Source organism: Mycobacterium sp. NTMscope_Eco_3, assembly GCF_976985685.1.
Window position 1 is genome coordinate 3,064,603 of record NZ_CDRJYZ010000001.1, and the last position, 17,542, is coordinate 3,082,144.

The window sequence follows — 17,542 nt, forward strand, 5'->3', positions numbered from 1 at the left end:
ACGTCAGTGGCGATCGCCAGCGCGGCGGAGCCGGGCGCAGCGGGTCGCCACTGCTAGCCGACGAGTTGTGCGACCTGCACCATCGCCGAGGTGATCCGGGAGATCTCGTCGGGCGTGCAGATGTAGGGCGGCATCGCGTAGACCAGGTTGCGAAACGGGCGCAGCCAGACGCCGTGGTCCAGCGCCGCCGGGGTGGCGACGGCCAGGTCGACGGGCCGCGCGCATTCGATGACGCCGATGGCCCCGCACACCCGGACGTCGGTCACGCCGGGCAGCGCGCGGGCGGCTTCGAGCCCGGCGGCCAGCCCGGCGCCGATCTCGGCGACCCGCGCGCGCCAGTCCTGGCCGAGCAGCACCTCGACGCTGGCCACCGACACCACGCACGCCAGCGCGTTGGCCATGAACGTGGGCCCATGCATCAGCGCGCCGGCCTCGCCGGAGCTGATGGTGTGCGCGATCTCGGTGGTGCACAGCGTGGCCGCCAGGCTCAGGTATCCGCCGGTCAGCGCCTTGCCGACGCACATGATGTCGGGGCTGACGCCGGCGTGGTCGGCGGCGAAGAGCTCGCCGGTGCGGCCGAAGCCGGTGGCGATCTCGTCGAAGATCAGCAGCACGTCGTGGCGGCGGCAGATTTCGCGCAGGTCACGCAGGTACCGGGGGTCGTGGAAGCGCATGCCGCCCGCGCCCTGCACGACGGGCTCGACGATGACCGCGGCCAGTTCGTCGGCGTGCCGGGCCAGTTTCGCCTCGAACGCCGCGCTGTAGGCGGCGTCGTAGTCGCGGGGCACCTGCGGGGCGAACACCTGGGCGGCCAGGATGTCGGTCCACAGCGAATGCATGCCGCCGTCGGGGTCGCAGACGCTCATCGGGGTGAAGGTGTCGCCGTGGTAGCCGCCGCGCCAGGTCATCAGCCGGTGCTTGCCGGGCCGGTGGAGGCTGCGCCAGTACTGCAGCGCCATCTTCACCGCCACCTCCACCGACACGGACCCGGAGTCGCTGAAGAACACCGTGTCCAGGCCGGCGGGGGTGATCTCGACGAGCAGCTGGGCCAGTCGGGCCGCGGGTTCGTGGGTCAGCCCGCCGAACATGACGTGGTTCATCGCGCCGAGCTGGGCGGACAGGGCCGCGTCCAGCACCGGGTGGCCGTGCCCGTGGATCGCGGTCCACCAGGAGCTCATGGCGTCGAGCGCCTCGACGCGCTCGCCGTCGCGGATCAGGGTCAGCCGGGCGCCGCGGGCTCCGACGGCGACGACGGGTGCGACGGATTCGGCGCCGATGGTGCTGTACGGGTGCCACAGGTGCGCGGCGTCGATCGCGCTGATCTGCTCGGGCGTCAGCCCGGCCTTGGCCGCGGGCATAGTGATCGAGGGTAAAGCAGCCGATTCGCGCAAACCCGGGCCGTCGGGAAGCATGAGACATCATGGCCACGCCGCACCAGCCCGACAGCGCAGGGCCCCCACCCGTCCCGGTCGACTACGACGCGGAAGCCCCCGCGGCGCCCCGGGTGATTCGGGTGCGGCTGGCGGCGTGGGACGTCGTCTGCACCGTCACCCTGCTGGTCCTGCTCGCCGTGCTGGCCGCGGCGACGCCGTGGCCGTCGCGCCTTTTCGGCTTCCTGACAAACGTCTGCGCGGACGAGACCTGCGGGCCGGTGCCCTTTGGGCTGGACCTGTACATCCACCCGGTGGTGTGGGGCGGGATCGGCGCGGCCCTCACCGCCGCGGTGATCGGCCCGGTCGTGTCCATCCTGAAGGGCTGGTACATGTCGTTCTGGCCGGTGCTGGCCCTGGCGTTGATCTTGGTCAGCTCGGCGGCCGGAACGTTGCTGACGCTGTTCAGCGAACGCTATTGGCTGTGATCGGGCCGCCGTCGCCACCCCGTGACGGCACCGCCACGCCGTAGCCGGCTGAGACCGAAATCACAACTGCGCATACGAGATTGGGCCGCGCCAGTCACCGTCCGGTCACGGTACGACAAATAATCCCCTGGGGGCCTGGCGGCTAACACCTTCTGTTGTCAAAGTGGCTGTTGTGACTGATGTGAATACGGCGGTCTGACGAGCCGGTTCACTTCGCAAGTGCCATGGACGGCACGGCCCCAGCGTGGGGGCCGTCGCTTGGTTCATGAACCGGGGGCGGACGCGCGAGGTCACCGCGTCGAGGCCCCACGAGCGCCTGAGAGGCCGGGAAAATGAAACGCATCTACGCCTTCGCGATCGGTTTGGCCCTGTTCGGGGCGCCGATGGTGGTTCCCACCGTCGCGACCGCCGACCCGGGCGCCAGATCGATGGACTATCAGCAGGCCACCGACGTGGTGGTCGCCCGCGGCCTGTCGCAACGCGGCGTGCCGTTCTCCTGGGCCGGCGGCGGCATCAACGGCCCCACCCGCGGCACCGGTACCGGCATCAACACCGTCGGATTCGACGCCTCGGGGCTGATGCAGTACGCCTACGCCGGCGCCGGCGTCAAGCTGCCGCGCTCCTCCGGGGCGATCTACCGGGTCGGCCAGAAGATCCTGCCGCAGCAGGCCCGCAAGGGTGACCTGATCTTCTACGGCCCCGAGGGCACGCAGAGCGTCGCGATGTACCTGGGCAACAACCAGATGCTCGAGGTCGGTGACGTCGTGCAGGTCTCGCCGGTGCGCGCCAATGGCATGACCCCCTACATGGTCCGCATCCTCGGGGCCTCCGCGCCGACGCCACAGGCCCCGGCGCAGCAGCTGCCCACCCAGCAGACACCGCTCCAGCAGGCGCCCACCCAACAGGCCCCGCTCCAGCAGGCGCCGACCCAACAGGCCCCCCTGCAGCAGGCGCCGGTACAGCAGTCGCCGTTCACGCAAGCGCCGCAGCAGCAACTGCCGACCCAGCAGGCGCCGCTGCAACAGGTCCCGACGCAACAGGCCCCGCTCCAGCAGGCGCCGACCCAACAGGCCCCGCTGCAGCAGGTCCCGACGCAACAGGCGCCGGCCCAGCAGGTGCCCACCCAGCGCGCCCCGCTGCAGCTCGCACCGGCGCAGCAGGCGCCGCTGCAGCAGGCACCCGTACAGCAGTTGCCCGCCCAGCAGGCCCCGTTGCAGCCGGCCGGCGCCGGTCTGACCCGGTAATTCCCACGGTCGTTCGCTGCCTTCGGGCGCCCGCCACCTGCTCCCCCGCCGCGCGCGGTCGGGAACGGGTGGCGGGTTTTGGGTAAATTAGCGATCGATCATGCAGACCCCGACACGTTCTTCCGCACCGGTCGCCGCCACCGATCCGGGCGCTGAGGGGGCGCGCACGGCGGGATCGTGGGGATCGCAGGGGTTCTATCGCCACGACCTCGACGGCTTGCGCGGCATCGCGATCGCGCTGGTGGCCGTCTTCCACGTCTGGTTCGGCCGGGTCTCCGGCGGCGTCGACGTGTTCCTGGCGCTGTCCGGATTCTTCTTCGGCGGCAAGGTGATTCGCGCCGCATTGAACCCGGCGGTGACCTTGTCGCCGGTGGCCGAGGTGATCCGGCTCGTGCGTCGCCTGGTTCCGGCCCTCGTCGTCGTGCTGGCCGGATGCGCGGTGCTCACCATCCTGGTTCAGCCGGAAACCCGCTGGGAGACCTTCGCCGACCAAAGCCTCGCCAGCCTCGGCTACTACCAGAACTGGGAGTTGGCCAACACCGCGTCCGACTACCTGCGGGCGGGCGAGGCCGTCAGCCCCCTGCAGCACATCTGGTCGATGTCGGTGCAGGGCCAGTTCTACGTCAGCTTCCTGGTACTGATCGCCGGCCTGGCCTACCTGTTCCGGCGCGCGCCCGGCGCCCGGTTGCGGACCCTGTTCCTGGTGGTGCTGAGCGCGCTGACGGTGGCCTCGTTCGTCTACGCGATCGTCGCGCACCAGGAGAACCAGACGGCCGCCTATTACGACAGCTTCGCCCGCGGCTGGGAGTTGCTGCTGGGCGCCCTGGTTGGAGCGCTGGTGACCCGCATCCGCTGGCCCATGTGGTTGCGCACGGTGCTGGCCACGGTCGCGCTGGGCGCGGTGCTGTCGTGCGGGGCGCTGATCGACGGCGTGCGGGAGTTCCCGGGCCCGTGGGCCCTGGTGCCCGTCGGCGCCGCCATGCTGCTGATCCTCGTCGGGGCCGGCGTGACGGGCGAGGGCCGGTTGCCGCTGCCCAACCGGCTGCTGGCGACGCGCCCGCTGGTCGAGCTGGGCGCCATGGCGTATTCGCTCTACCTCTGGCATTGGCCGCTGCTGATCTTCTGGCTGTCCTACAGCGGCCACAAGCACGCCACGTTCCTCGAGGGCGCGGTGTTGCTGCTGGTGTCCGGGGTGCTGGCGTATCTGACCAACCGGCTCGTCGAGGACCCGCTGCGCTACCGCGCGTCCTCGAAACCGGCGCCCCGTCCGGCCGTGACGACGACCCGCTGGCTGGCCCGCGTCCGGCGGCCGACGCTGGTGCTGGGATCGGCGGTCGTGCTGCTGGGCGTGACGCTGACGGCGACGTCGTTCACGTGGCGCCAGCACGTCACGGTGTTGCGGTCGGCGGGCAAGGAGCTCAGCGTCCTCAACCCGCAGGACTATCCCGGCGCGCGGGCCCTGACCGAACACGTGCGCGTGCCGGCGTTGCCGATGCGGCCCACGGTCTTGGAGGTCAAACAGGACCTGCCCGCCTCGACCAAGGACGGGTGCATCAGCGACTTCGTCAACCCGGCGGTGGTCAACTGCACCTACGGCGATGCGACCGCCGAGCGCACGATCGCGCTGGCGGGCGGTTCGCACGCCGAGCACTGGCTGCCCGCGCTGGACATGCTGGGCAAGCTGCATCACTTCAAGGTCGTGACCTACCTCAAGATGGGCTGCCCGCTGTCGACCGAGCAGGTCCCGCTGATCATGGGCAACAACGCCCCCTACCCACAGTGCCGCGAGTGGGTGCAGGAGACGATGACCAAGCTGGTCACCGACCGGCCCGACTACGTGTTCACCACGACGACCCGGCCGTGGAACATCAAGTCCGGCGACGTGATGCCGGCCACCTATGTCGGGATCTGGCAAACGTTGTCCGACAACAACATTCCCATCCTCGGGATGCGCGACACCCCGTGGCTGGTGAAGAACGGCCAGCCGTTCGACCCGGCGGACTGCCTGGCCAAACGGGGCGCCACCGCGCAGTCCTGCGCGATCAAGCGGTCCGATTTGCTCTCCGACCGCAATCAGACCCTCGACTTCGTCACCCAGTTCCCGCTGCTCAAGGTGCTCGACATGTCGGATGCGATCTGCCGCGCCGACGTCTGCCGACCCGTCGAGGGCAACATCCTCGTCTATCACGGCGCCCATCACCTGTCCCCCACGTACATGCGGACCATGGCGCCGGAACTGGGCCGCCAGATCGCCGACAACACCGGGTGGTGGTGAGCCGCCTCGCGGACAGCCGTACGTTCGTGAGCACCCCGCGGCGCGGATAAGGTCGAAACGTGTCCACCAACAATTCCGCTTCAGAACCAGGCGGTCACCAACAACCCAAACTCGCCACCGTCTGGCCGGGAAACCCGTATCCGCTCGGGGCGTCCTACGACGGCGCCGGGACCAACTTCTCCCTGTTCTCCGAAATCGCCGAGAAGGTCGAACTGTGCCTGATCGACCACGGGGGCGGCGAGTCGCGAATTCCCTTGGAGGAGGTGGACGGATACGTCTGGCACGCCTATCTGCCGAACATCAACCCGGGCCAGCGCTACGGGTTTCGCGTCTACGGCCCCTTCGACCCGGCGGCCGGTCACCGCTGCGACCCCAGCAAGTTGTTGCTCGACCCGTACGGCAAGGCCTTTCACGGCGATTTCACGTTCGGCCAGGCGCTGTTCTCCTACGACATGAAGGCCGTCGACGGCGACGACGCCGACGGGGCCGACCCGGGAACTCCCCCCATGGTCGACTCGCTGGGCCACACCATGACCAGCGTGGTCAGCAACCCCTTCTTCGACTGGGGATCCGACCGCGCCCCGCTGACCCCGTACCACGAAACCGTCATCTACGAGGCGCATGTCAAGGGCATGACCCAGAACCACCCCAGCGTCCCCGAGGAGCTGCGGGGCACCTACGCCGGCCTGGCCCACCCGGCGATCATCGACCATCTCAAGTCGCTCAGCGTCACCGCCATCGAGCTGATGCCGGTCCACCAGTTCATGCACGACTCGCGACTGCTGGACCTCGGATTGCGAAACTACTGGGGCTACAACACCTTCGGGTTCTTCGCCCCGCACAACCAATACGCCGCCAACCGCAACTCCAGCGTCGCCGAGTTCAAGTCCATGGTGCGCAGCTTCCACGAGGCGGGCATCGAGGTGATCCTCGACGTGGTCTACAACCACACCGCCGAGGGCAACCACCTGGGCCCGACCATCAACTTCCGCGGCATCGACAACGCCGCGTACTACCGGCTCGTCGACAACGACCTGCGGCTGTACAAGGACTACACCGGCACCGGCAACAGCCTCAACCCGCGCCACCCGCACGTGCTGCAACTGATCATGGACTCGCTGCGCTACTGGGTGTCCGAGATGCACGTCGACGGCTTCCGCTTCGACCTGGCCGCCACCCTGGCCCGCGAACTGCACGACGTCGACCGGTTGAGCGCGTTCTTCGATCTGGTGCAGCAGGATCCGATCGTCAGCCAGGTCAAACTGATCGCCGAGCCGTGGGATGTCGGCGAGGGCGGCTACCAAGTCGGAAACTTCCCGGGTTTGTGGACCGAGTGGAACGGGAAGTATCGCGATACTGTGCGCGATTACTGGCGGGGCGAGCCCGCAACCCTGGGTGAGTTCGCCTCCCGGCTGACCGGGTCGTCGGACCTGTACGAGGCGACCGGCCGGCGCCCCAGCGCCAGCATCAACTTCGTCACCGCACACGACGGCTTCACGCTCAACGACCTGGTGTCCTACAACGAAAAACACAACATGGCCAACGGGGAGGACAACCGGGACGGGGAAAGCCACAACCGCTCGTGGAACTGCGGCGTCGAAGGCCCCACCGACGATCCCGACATCACCGAGCTGCGCTACCGCCAGATGCGCAACTTCTGGGCGACGCTGATGGTCAGCCAGGGCACGCCGATGATCGCCCACGGCGACGAGTTCGGCCGCACCCAGAACGGCAACAACAACGTGTACTGCCAGGATTCCGAAATCTCTTGGATGGACTGGTCTTTGGTCGACAAGAATTCCGACCTGCTAACATTCGCACGCAGGGTGAGCGCCTTGCGCAAGCACCATCCGGTGTTCCGCCGGCGCCGGTTCTTCGAGGGCGAACCGATCCGAAGCGGCGACGAGGTGCGCGACATCGCCTGGCTGAATCCGAGTAGCCGCGAGATGACGCGCGAGGACTGGGGCGAGAGTTTTCACAAGTGCGTGGCCGTCTTTCTCAACGGTGACGCCATCACCGCTCCGAACGCCCGCGGGGAGCGGGTGATCGATGACTCATTCCTGTTGTGCTTCAACGCCGGCGAGGATCCGGTGGAGTTCTCGATGCCCCCCGACGACTACGCGAAAGAGTGGACCGTGGAACTGGACACCAACGAACCGACGGGCCTCAAAGAGGGGGCCGACCACGTGGTGACCGCCCAAGAGAAGGTGTCGCTGCCCTCACGCTCGCTGCTCATCTTGCGTAAGACGCTGTGACGCATGGATTTACCCATCCTTTCCACCTATCGGCTGCAGCTGCGTGGTGAATCGAGCGGGTCCGCGTTCACCTTCGCCGACGCGGAAAACCTGCTGGACTACCTCGACGACCTCGGGGTGACGCACCTGTACCTGTCCCCGATCATGACCGCGACCACCGGGTCGAGCCACGGCTACGACGTCACCGACCCCACGACCGTGTCCCCCGAGCTGGGCGGCCGTGACGGCCTGGCCCGGCTGTCGGCGGCGGCCCGCGCGCGTGGCCTCGGCCTGGTCGTCGACATCGTGCCCAACCACGTCGGAATCGACCAGCCCCGGCAGAACCCGTGGTGGTGGGACGTCCTGCAGAACGGCCGTTCTTCGCCCTACGCAACGTTTTTCGACATCGACTGGGACCTCGACCAGGACGGCCGCATCGTTCTGCCGGTGCTGGGCTCCGACGACGACGCCGCCGACCTGACCGTCGACGGGGACCTGTTGCGGCTCGGCGATCTCGCGCTACCGATCGCGCCCGGCACCGCCGGGGGCACCGGCCCCGAGGTGCACGATCGCCAGCACTACCGGCTGGTGGGCTGGCGCAACGGCGTGTGCGGCTACCGCCGGTTCTTCTCGATCACCTCGCTGGCGGGGCTGCGCCAGGAAGACCGCGCGGTCTTCGACGCCACCCACGCCGAAGTCGGTCGCTGGTTCGCCGAGGGGCTCGTCGACGGGGTGCGCATCGATCACCCCGACGGTCTGTCCGATCCGTGCGGATACCTGGCGTGGTTGCGCGCGTTGGTCGGCCCGCAGGCCTGGATCGTGATCGAAAAGATCCTGGCCGTCGACGAGGCCCTCGAGCCCACGCTGCCGGTCGGCGGCACCACGGGTTACGACGTGCTGCGCGAAATCGGCGGCGTCTTCCTGGATCCGCAGGGCGCCCCGGCGCTGACCGCCCTGGTGGAGTCCTCCGGCGTGGACTATGACGCGTTGCCGGACATGCTCGCCGACCTCAAGATCCGTTCGGCCACCGACACATTGGCCAGCGAACTGGGCCGGCTGCGCCGCAGCATCGTGGCCGCCGCCGGCGTCGATCACCCGCTGCTGCCCCAGGCGGTGGCCGCGCTGCTCACCCACCTCGGGGTCTACCGCAGCGACTACCCCGGACTGGTCGCGCTGCTGCCCACCGCCCTGGCCGAAACCGAAGCGGCTGCACCGGAATTGGGGCCGGCCCTGCAGGTGCTGGCCGCGGCGCTGGCCCGCGGTGGTGAGCCGGCCACCCGGCTGCAGCAGCTGTGCGGGGCCGTCACCGCCAAGTCGGTCGAGGACTGCCTGTTCTACCGCGACGCCCGGCTGGTTTCGCTGAACGAGGTGGGCGGCGAGCCGCACCGCTTCGGGGTCGGCGCGGCGGAGTTTCACCACAGCGCCGCCACCCGCGCGCGGTTGTGGCCGCAGACCATGACGACGCTGACCACCCATGACACCAAACGCGGTGAGGACGTGCGCGCCCGGATCGGGGTGCTGTCCCAGGTGCCGTCGCTGTGGGCCGAGTTCGTCGCCCGGTGGGAGAACCACGCCCCCTCCCCCGACCCCGCGACCGGACAGTTCCTGTGGCAGAACATCTTCGGCGTGTGGCCGGTGGGCGGTCCCGAAAAGGGAAAGGCCACCGAAGAGCTTCGTGGCCGGCTGCACGGCTACGCGGAGAAGGCCATCCGCGAGGCGGCCTGGCACACCTCGTGGAACGACCCGGACACCGCCTTCGAGGACGCGATACACCGCTGGCTGGACACGGTGCTCGACGGCCCCGTGGCCGGCCAGCTGACCGAGCTTGTCGCGCAACTCAATCCGCACGCCGCCAGCGACGCGCTGGGGCAGAAGCTGCTGGCGCTGACCGTGCCCGGGATACCGGACGTCTACCAGGGCACCGAGCTGTGGGACGACAGCCTGGTCGATCCGGACAATCGCCGCCCCGTCGATTACGCGGCCCGGCGCGCCGCCCTGCAGGCGTTGCAGCACCCGAAGATCCGGGTCGTCACCACCGCGCTTCGCGTGCGCCGCGCCCACCCCGACAGCTTCCTGCACGGTGGCTACGAGCCGGTGCTGGCCAACGGCGACGCCGGCGATCACGTGCTGGCCTTCCGCCGGGGCTCAAATGGCGGAGACATCGTGGTCGCGGTGACCCGCTGGACCGTGCGACTGGCCGAAACCGGCTGGGGCAACACCGTGTTGCCGCTGCCGGAGGGCACCTGGAAGGACACGCTCACCGGGGCCGTCGCGGACGGGCCTACCTCGGCGGCCCAACTGTTCGCCGAGCTGCCGGTCGTGCTGCTGGAGCGACACCATGACTGATTTCCAGGTCTGGGCGCCCAAGCCCGAGGTGGTTCGGCTCGACGTCGACGGCCGGGTGCACGCGATGACGCGCTCCGCGGACGGCTGGTGGCATGCGAGCGTGGACGCCGCGCCGGATGCCCGCTACGGATACCTGCTCGACGACGACCCCACCGTGCTGCCCGACCCGCGCTCCCCGCGCCAGCCCGAGGGCGTGCACGCCCGCTCGCAGCTGTGGGATCCGGCCGCCGCGGCGTGGACCGACACCGGGTGGGCCGGCCGGTCGGTCGAAGGCGCGGTGATCTACGAGCTACACCTGGGCACGTTCACCGGGCCGGGGACCCTCGACGCCGCCGTCGAGAAGCTGGACTATCTGGTGGATCTCGGCGTCGACTTCGTCGAGCTGATGCCGGTGAATTCCTTTGCGGGCAGCCATGGTTGGGGTTACGACGGGGTGCTGTGGTACAGCGTGCACGAGCCGTACGGCGGCCCCGACGCCCTGGTGCGCTTCGTCGACGCCTGCCACGCGAAGGGTTTAGGCGTGCTGATCGACGCGGTGTTCAACCACCTGGGCCCCTCGGGCAACTACCTGCCGCGGTTCGGGCCATATCTGTCCTCGGCGAGCAACCCGTGGGGTGAGGGCATCAACATCGCCGACGCCGACTCCGACGAGGTCCGCCGCTACATCATCGGTTGCGCGCTGCGCTGGATGCGAGATTTTCACGCCGACGGCCTGCGGCTGGACGCCGTCCACGCGCTGGTGGACACCACCGCCATCCATATCCTCGAGGAGCTTGCCACCGAAACCGATTGGCTGGCACAGCAGTTGGGGCGTCCCCTGTCGCTGATCGCCGAGAGTGACCTCAACGACCCGCGTCTGATCACCCCGCGCGATCGCGGCGGCTACGGCCTGACGGCGCAATGGGCCGACGACATTCACCACGCGATTCACACCGCGGTGTCCGGCGAGCGCCAGGGCTACTACGGCGACTTCGGCAGCCTGGCCACCCTGGCGCAGACGCTGCGCCACGGTTTCTTTCACGCCGCGACGTATTCGTCGTTCCGGCGTCGCCGCCATGGCCGTCCGCTGGACACGACCCAGAAGTCCGGCATCCCGGCCACCCGGCTGGTCGCCTACACCTGCACCCACGACCAGGTCGGCAACCGCGCCCTGGGGGATCGCCCCTCGCAGAACCTGACCGGCGGCCAGCTGGCCATCAAGGCCGCCCTGGCACTCGGGACCCCGTACACCGCAATGCTTTTTATGGGCGAGGAATACGCGGCCTCCACCCCGTTCCAGTTCTTCAGCTCCCATCCCGAACCGGAGCTGGCCCGGGCGACCGCCGAAGGACGCAAGGCCGAGTTCGCCGAGCACGGCTGGGACGCCGACGAGATCCCCGACCCGCAGGACCCCGAGACGTTCGCGCGCTCCAAGCTGAACTGGGACGAGGTCGACACGGGCGAGCACGCCCGGCTGCGCGGGCTGTATCGCGACCTGATCGCGTTGCGGCGCACCGACCCGGACCTGGCCGACCCCTGGCTGGAGCACCTCACGGTCGACTACGACCAGGACCACGGCTGGATCGCCGTGTCGCGCGGGCGGTTGCGCATCGTGTGCAACCTGGGCGTCGAGTCGGTGCGGGTTCCGGTCGGCGGCGACGTCGTGCTGGCCTGGGAGGAGCCGGCCGTCGAAGCCGACGGCGCTGTGCTGCAAGGCCATTCGTTCGTCATCTTCGCGGTGCCCGACGGGGCTGTGGATAACTGAGTGGCGGCCGCGCGGCGTCGCCCCCGATGATGCGGCCATGAGTCATTCTGAATTCGGTCACAAGCTGCGGCGGATTTGCTCGCACAATCCGGCCCGTCGCGGCACCCACGCTCGGCGCACCGTGCGCCGCGATACGCCGCCCAACCCCACCATCGAGCTGTTGTGGACCGGCCCCGGGCCTGGCGACGACGACTGCGCCTGACCCGGCCGGCTACACGCTTGACCGGCCGGTCGGACGCACGGCCTGGGCGATCGCGTCGGCGAGTGGATCGATCTCCTCGGGCGCCAGGTCCGAGATCGTGAGCCGGATGCCCGCCGGCGACTGCATGCGGAACCGGGCGCCGGGCGCCGCCGCCCAGCCCGCGCCGAGCAGCCGCGAGATCGCGACCGCCTCGTCGGGAACCGGAACCCACACGTTGAGCCCGGAACGTCCGTGCGCGTCCAGACCGCGCTCGGCCAGGGCGTCGCACAGCCGCGACCGGCGGTCGGCGTAGCGCCGCTCCGCGCCCGCGACCAGCTCGGACGCCGCGTCGTCGGACCACAGGCCCACGGCCAGCCGCTGCAAAAGGTGGCTCACCCAGCCCGGCCCGAGCCGCAGGCGGCCATGCACGCGCTCGATGGTCCGGCGGTCACCGGCCAGGACGGCCACGCGCAGGTCGGGGCCGTAGGCCTTGGACGCCGAGCGGACGAACGCCCAGTGGGTGGTGCAGCCGGCCAGGGCATGCAGCGGTACGCCGGCGATGCCCGCGCAGTGATCGTCCTCGACCAGCAGCAGCTCGTCGGCCCGTGGGGCCAACACCTGACGCAGGCTCTCGGCCCGATCCGCCGACAGCGCGGCGCCGGTCGGGTTCTGCGCGCGGACGGTCAGCACCAGCGCGCGCACCCCGCGCCCCAGCGCCCGGGCCAGGTCGGCGGCCAGCGGCCCGTCGTCGTCCACCCGCACCGGCTCGGCCGAAAGCCCCAGGGCGGCAAGGAGATCGAGCAGGTTGGCCCACCCCGGGTCCTCGATGGCGACCCGATCGCCGGGACGCAGATGCGCGGTGAGTGCGCGTTCGATGCCATCCAGCGCGCCGCTGGTCACCGCCAGGTGCTCGGCGGGCACCCCGTCCGCGGACAGCGCGCGGCGGGCGAACTCCTCGAGCGCCGGCGCGATGGCCGGCTCGCCGTAGAGCACCGGCGCCGCGGGCGACGGTGCGGAAGGGGCGGCGCCCGCGATGGGCAACAGGGCTGGGTTCGGGTTGCCGGTCGACAGGTCGCGCACGCCCCTGGGCACGTCGAGCCCGAGCAGCGAACGCGGGGTGGTCGCCGGCCGGTGTCGCACCCGGGTGCCCCGGCGGCCGGCGGTCTCGACCGCCCCACGATCGCGCAGCAGGCGGTAGGCCGCGGCGGCGGTGTTGGCGTTCACGCCGAGCTGCGTGGCCAGCTCGCGGACCGGGGGCAGAGCGTCGCCCGGCGCCAGGGACCCTGCCGAGATCGCCGCTTCGATGCTGGCGGCTATGGCATCCGCGCCGCTTCCGGTTATGCTGTTTTGTACTGGCACGCAATTGATTATGTACTAGAACAAATGTGAGGGCAATTCCGTGGAAACCGCATACTCACCCACGCCACGCACCACCCCGACCCGCTATCGGGAGCGCGCCCGCTACGACCGTCGCACCGTCCACGACATCCTCGACGAGGCGCTGATCTGCCACCTGGGCTACCTGAGCGCCGGCCGCCCGGTGGTCTTGCCGACCACGCATGCCCGACTCGATGAGACGCTCTACCTGCACGGTTCGACCGGCGGCGGCCCGTTGCTCGCGGCGAAGGCGGCCGGGGCATCGGGCGCCGGCCTACCCGTGTGCGTCACCGCCACTTTGGTCGACGGGCTGGTGCTGGCGCGCTCCGCGATGCACCACTCGGTGAACTTCCGCTCGGTGGTGGTGGTGGGCGATGCGCGCGTGGTCGACGACCCGGCGGAGAAGTCGCGGGCGCTCGGCTGCCTGCTCGATCACATCGCGCCCGGGCGCGCCGCCGACTGCCGGGCCCCCGACGCGCGCGAGCTCGCCGCGACCGGGGTGCTCGCGCTCGACCTCGTCGAGGTGTCGGCCAAGGTGCGCAGCGGCCCCCCGGTCGACGATCCGCGGGACCTTCCGCTGCCCCACTGGGCCGGGGTGGTACCGCTGAGCCTGGCTGCCGGGACGCCGGTGCCGGCCGACGACCTCGCTCCCGGCACTCCGGCGCCGTCCTACCTGGGCGGGCGGCGACGCTGACTCACGCCGCCGATTGCCGGTCGCGTGCCCGCCGGGCGTTGTCCCACCAGGTCCCGACGAGCATCACGGCGCCCGCCCAGGCCAGGCCCAGCATCCAGCCCGAGAGCACGTCGCTGACGTAGTGGACACCCAGATACACCCGCGAGAACCCGATCCAAAACACCGACCCGATCGCGATCGCCCACACCGCCACGCGCCCGGTCCACCCGCGGACCAGCCAGCGGGTCAGCAGCCACGCGGAGATGACCATCATCGCGGCGGTGCCGGTCGCGTGTCCGGAGGGAAACGAATACCCGTCCGCGTCGACGAGGGCGAAAGGCAGGGGCGGGCGGTTTCGCCCCACCAACGCCTTGGCTGTGAAGAGCACCAGCGGCACCCCGGCGCCACACACCAGCGCGAGCACCACCGGCCGCCACGACCGACACCGCCACCCGGCGACGAGGGAAATCGGGAGCGCGAGCGCAGCCAGGAAAAGCGGGCCACCCGCGTGAGTGATCACCCGCAGCACGGTGGTCAGCCACAGGTCACGGTGGACCGCGAGCCACCGGGTCACCGGGTGGTCGATCACCGCGATGCCGTCGCCCTCGAGCACGTCGTCGAGCACTTCGGTGAAGCCGACCGCCAGCATCACGACGACGGCCAGCCCGAGCAGCAAGGCGACGCCGGCGATCTCGCTCACGGGCAACCGGCGGGCCAGTGCCCGCCCCCTGTCGCCGATCCGGTCGCGCGCCCACGCCAACGTCTCGCCGATCACGGCGGCGCCCGAGACCCGGTCCCACCACCGTCGCAACAGGCGTCCGCGCCGGGCGACCCAGATGGCCGCCCACAGCAGCAGCACGAGCGAAACGATGGTGGCGGCGCTGACCAGCCCGAAACCGGAGGCACCCGGTCCGTACGGCTCGTGCATCTATCGCGGCCCCGGTTAGAGCAGCAGGTAGCGGTAGGCGGGCGACCCGGGTTTCAGGGTTTCGACGTGCAACTCCGTCGCGCGCATCCGGGACAGCAGGCCGTCCAGGTCGGCCGACGATCCCAGCTGGATGCCAACCAGCGCCTCGCCGGTCTCCCGGTTGTTGCGCTTGACGTACTCGAAGAGCGTGATGTCGTCGTTGGGTCCGAGTACCTCGTCGAGGAACCGGCGCAGCGCGCCGGGCTCCTGGGGGAAGTCGACCAAAAAGTAGTGCTTGAGGCCGAGGTGGACCAGCGAGCGCTCCAGCACTTCGCCGTAGCGCGAGACGTCGTTGTTGCCGCCGGAGATCAGGCACACCACCGTCGACCCGGGCTCGATATCGGCGTCCAGCAATCCCGTCACCGACAGCGCGCCCGCGGGTTCGGCGATGATGCCCTCGTTCTGGTAGAGGTCGAGCATCGCGGTGCACACCGCCCCCTCGTCGACCGCGGTGATCGACACCATGTCGCCGGCGGCCGCCAGCGCGGCGTAGGTCAGGTCTCCGGCCCGCCGCACCGCGGCGCCGTCGACGAACTGGTCGACGTGGTCGAGCGTCACCGGCTCGCCCGCGGACAGGGCGGCCATCATCGCCGCGGCACCGGCCGGCTCGACGCCGAGCACCGACGTGTTCTCGGTCCGCTCGGCGAGGTAGCTGGTGATGCCGGCGATGCAGCCGCCGCCGCCCACCGGGACCACCACCAGATCCGGCTCGGTCTCGAGTTGATCGAGCAGTTCGACGGCGATGGTGCCTTGGCCCGCGATGGTGCGCAGGTCGTCATACGGCGGTACCAAGGTGGCGCCGGTGCTTTCCACGTCGGCCAGCGCGGCTTCGGCGGCAAGGTCGTAGGTCGTGCCGCCGACGATCAGGTCGATGAACTCCCCGCCGTGGTAGCGGATCCGGTCGCGCTTTTGCATGGGCGTCTTGGCGGGCACGTAGACGCGGCCGTGCACCTGCAACATCCGGCACGCGTAGGCGAAGCCCTGGGCGTGGTTGCCCGCCGACGAGCACACCACACCCGCGGCCAGCTCCGTCTCCGACAACTGGACCAGCAGGTTGTAGGCGCCGCGCAGCTTGTAGGACCGGACGATCTGCAGGTCCTCGCGCTTGAGATAGACCTGCGCGCCGGTGATGGCCGACAACCGGTCGCTGAACTGCAACGGGGTCGGCGTCACGACGGCCGCGATCCGCTTGGCCGCGGTGTCGATGTCAGCCCCGGAAACGAGACGCGACGACGCGACGCTCGGGGGACGGCTCAATTCAGCGGACACTGATTAATGGTGCCATGCCAGCTGGCCAACTCCGGAATTCAGCCGACCGGGGTCAGCACGAACACCGGGATCTGGCGGTCGGTCTTGGTCTGATACTCGGCGTAGTCCGGCCAGGCCTCGACGGCCCGCTCCCACCATGTGGCCTTCTCGTCGCCGAAGACCTCCCGGGCGTCGTAGTCGCGGGTGACCGAGCCATCCTGCAACTCCACCCGGGGGTTCTTCTTGATGTTGTGGTACCAGACCGGGTTTTTCGGCGCCCCGCCGAGCGAGGCGACGACGGCGTACTGGCCGTCGTGCTCGACCCGCATCAGGGGTGTCTTGCGGAGTTTGCCGGTCTTGGCGCCGACCGTGGTCAGCAGGATGATCGGCTTGCCCTTCATGTCGGCGGCCTCGGCTCCCCCCGACTCGGCGTACTTGTCGGCTTGCTCGCGGGACCAATCCCAGGGCGACGGCTCGTACTCTCCGGAAAGCGGCATGTGACCAAGTTTAAGCGCGGCGCGCGGGGCGCCTTTGCCACATCGGTCGCGCCGGCGGGAGCGCCGCGCGGTGGTTTCGCGCTAGTGCGGCTGCTCGGGTTGGGGCGCGGCGAACGGACGAAGGCGGCGCCGCGTCTGGTGGTCGTCCGCCCCGGACTCGCCGTCGGCGTGCCTGCCCCGGGTGTAATCGCCCTGCCACGGCACCCGCTCGCCGGCGGGGCCGTCGGCCGCCTCCTGCTCGCGTCCCAGCGCGCCGCGTGAGCCCAGGAAGAACTCGTGCTTGCGGTGCAGTTCTTCGTCGGACTCGATGGGCCTGAGCTCGGGCACGAACTCTTCCAGCTCGGCCCGGCGCTGCGGAACGATCATGCAGATCGGCTCGTCGACCTCGAACCGCACCGGCATGAATTCTCGGGTGAATTTCCAGTTCATGCTGAAACTCGAACTGGACCAGTCGGTTTCGACGATTCCTTCCAACGCGGAGATGGCGTCCTTCGGATGATTCGCGGGCCCGCGCACCAACAGGTTGTAGCCCGGCGGGGTGCGAAACAGCATCGGCAGATGCCAGGTCAAGATGCCGTAGCCGAAGTGGCTGGAGGGCAGGAACTGGCCGCTCTCGCGGGTGTCGGGCGCGATCATCAGGCTGGTGCGGTCGTCCCCGCCCATCCACGTCGCGGTGAACGCGTTGCGGTTGCGCACTTCCCAGCCGCTCTGATTGGCGATGAGCATCGGCAGGCACCGGTGGGGCCAGCCCTGACGCATCTCCGACATCCACGTCCGCCCGATCGGCGCGGGGGTGATCTGCGGCGCGATCTCGTGGGTGATGTACCCGATCAGCGGGCGGGCCTGCCCGGCGGACTTCTCACTCATCAGATCCTCGCTTCACCGATAGGGCCCACGC

13 protein-coding genes and 1 pseudogene are annotated in these 17,542 nt (G+C 69.9%); 8 read left to right on the top strand and 6 right to left on the bottom strand.

What is annotated here, in order from left to right:
- Positions 1–53: 53 nt before the first annotated feature.
- Complete coding sequence (locus AC0KTM_RS14030; protein WP_472415874.1) at positions 54–1,358, bottom strand: adenosylmethionine--8-amino-7-oxononanoate transaminase; 1,305 nt, start codon at positions 1,356–1,358, stop codon at positions 54–56.
- A gap of 62 nt (positions 1,359–1,420) precedes the next feature.
- On the opposite strand from AC0KTM_RS14030, the gene AC0KTM_RS14035 reads away from it, so the two are divergent.
- From AC0KTM_RS14035 to AC0KTM_RS14065, 7 genes and pseudogenes are all read left to right on the top strand, one after another.
- Positions 1,421–1,858, top strand: a complete 438-nt coding sequence (locus AC0KTM_RS14035) for a hypothetical protein (RefSeq protein ID WP_225329692.1) — start codon at positions 1,421–1,423, stop codon at positions 1,856–1,858.
- 332 nt (positions 1,859–2,190) lie between these two features.
- Positions 2,191–2,844: pseudogene (gene ripD / locus AC0KTM_RS14040) on the top strand (NlpC/P60 family peptidoglycan-binding protein RipD); the annotation flags it as partial.
- Positions 2,845–3,202: 358 nt separating this feature from the next.
- Positions 3,203–5,377: an acyltransferase family protein gene (locus AC0KTM_RS14045; protein ID WP_225329693.1), complete on the top strand. Its 2,175-nt coding sequence runs from the start codon at positions 3,203–3,205 to the stop codon at positions 5,375–5,377.
- A 59-nt stretch (positions 5,378–5,436) separates the two neighbouring features.
- Entirely contained in the window at positions 5,437–7,632 is a 2,196-nt protein-coding gene (glgX, locus tag AC0KTM_RS14050) for a glycogen debranching protein GlgX (RefSeq protein WP_472415875.1), read from the top strand.
- 3 nt (positions 7,633–7,635) lie between these two features.
- On the top strand, positions 7,636–9,957 hold the full coding sequence (gene treY, locus AC0KTM_RS14055; RefSeq protein WP_472415877.1) for a malto-oligosyltrehalose synthase: 2,322 nt from the start codon (positions 7,636–7,638) through the stop codon (positions 9,955–9,957).
- On the top strand, positions 9,950–11,701 hold the full coding sequence (gene treZ, locus AC0KTM_RS14060; protein ID WP_472415879.1) for a malto-oligosyltrehalose trehalohydrolase: 1,752 nt from the start codon (positions 9,950–9,952) through the stop codon (positions 11,699–11,701). The genes treY and treZ overlap by 8 nt, the downstream gene beginning before the upstream one ends.
- 37 nt (positions 11,702–11,738) lie before the next feature.
- Positions 11,739–11,903 carry a hypothetical protein gene (locus AC0KTM_RS14065; RefSeq protein WP_472415881.1) on the top strand — a complete coding sequence of 55 codons (165 nt, stop codon included), beginning with the start codon at positions 11,739–11,741 and terminating at the stop codon, positions 11,901–11,903.
- A gap of 9 nt (positions 11,904–11,912) precedes the next feature.
- Here AC0KTM_RS14065 and AC0KTM_RS14070 read toward each other — a convergent pair whose 3' ends face one another.
- Positions 11,913–13,241 carry an aminotransferase class I/II-fold pyridoxal phosphate-dependent enzyme gene (locus tag AC0KTM_RS14070; RefSeq protein ID WP_472415883.1) on the bottom strand — a complete coding sequence of 443 codons (1,329 nt, stop codon included), beginning with the start codon at positions 13,239–13,241 and terminating at the stop codon, positions 11,913–11,915.
- 40 nt (positions 13,242–13,281) lie between these two features.
- On the opposite strand from AC0KTM_RS14070, the gene AC0KTM_RS14075 reads away from it, so the two are divergent.
- Complete coding sequence (locus tag AC0KTM_RS14075) at positions 13,282–13,953, top strand: pyridoxamine 5'-phosphate oxidase family protein (protein WP_472415885.1); 672 nt, start codon at positions 13,282–13,284, stop codon at positions 13,951–13,953.
- A 1-nt stretch (position 13,954) separates the two neighbouring features.
- Here the strand turns inward: AC0KTM_RS14075 and AC0KTM_RS14080 are convergent, their stop codons facing one another.
- From AC0KTM_RS14080 to AC0KTM_RS14095, 4 genes are all read right to left on the bottom strand, one after another.
- The gene (locus AC0KTM_RS14080; RefSeq protein ID WP_472415887.1) at positions 13,955–14,860 is read right to left on the bottom strand and encodes a phosphatase PAP2 family protein; all 906 of its coding nucleotides are present in this window, start codon (positions 14,858–14,860) and stop codon (positions 13,955–13,957) included.
- Between the two features lie 15 nt (positions 14,861–14,875).
- On the bottom strand, positions 14,876–16,168 hold the full coding sequence (gene ilvA / locus AC0KTM_RS14085; RefSeq protein ID WP_238956187.1) for a threonine ammonia-lyase: 1,293 nt from the start codon (positions 16,166–16,168) through the stop codon (positions 14,876–14,878).
- Between the two features lie 38 nt (positions 16,169–16,206).
- On the bottom strand, positions 16,207–16,644 hold the full coding sequence (locus AC0KTM_RS14090; protein WP_472415888.1) for a nitroreductase family deazaflavin-dependent oxidoreductase: 438 nt from the start codon (positions 16,642–16,644) through the stop codon (positions 16,207–16,209).
- Between the two features lie 81 nt (positions 16,645–16,725).
- A complete protein-coding gene (locus AC0KTM_RS14095) occupies positions 16,726–17,511 on the bottom strand; it encodes a DUF6065 family protein (RefSeq protein WP_472415890.1) in 786 nt (261 codons plus the stop codon).
- Positions 17,512–17,542 lie beyond the last annotated feature (31 nt).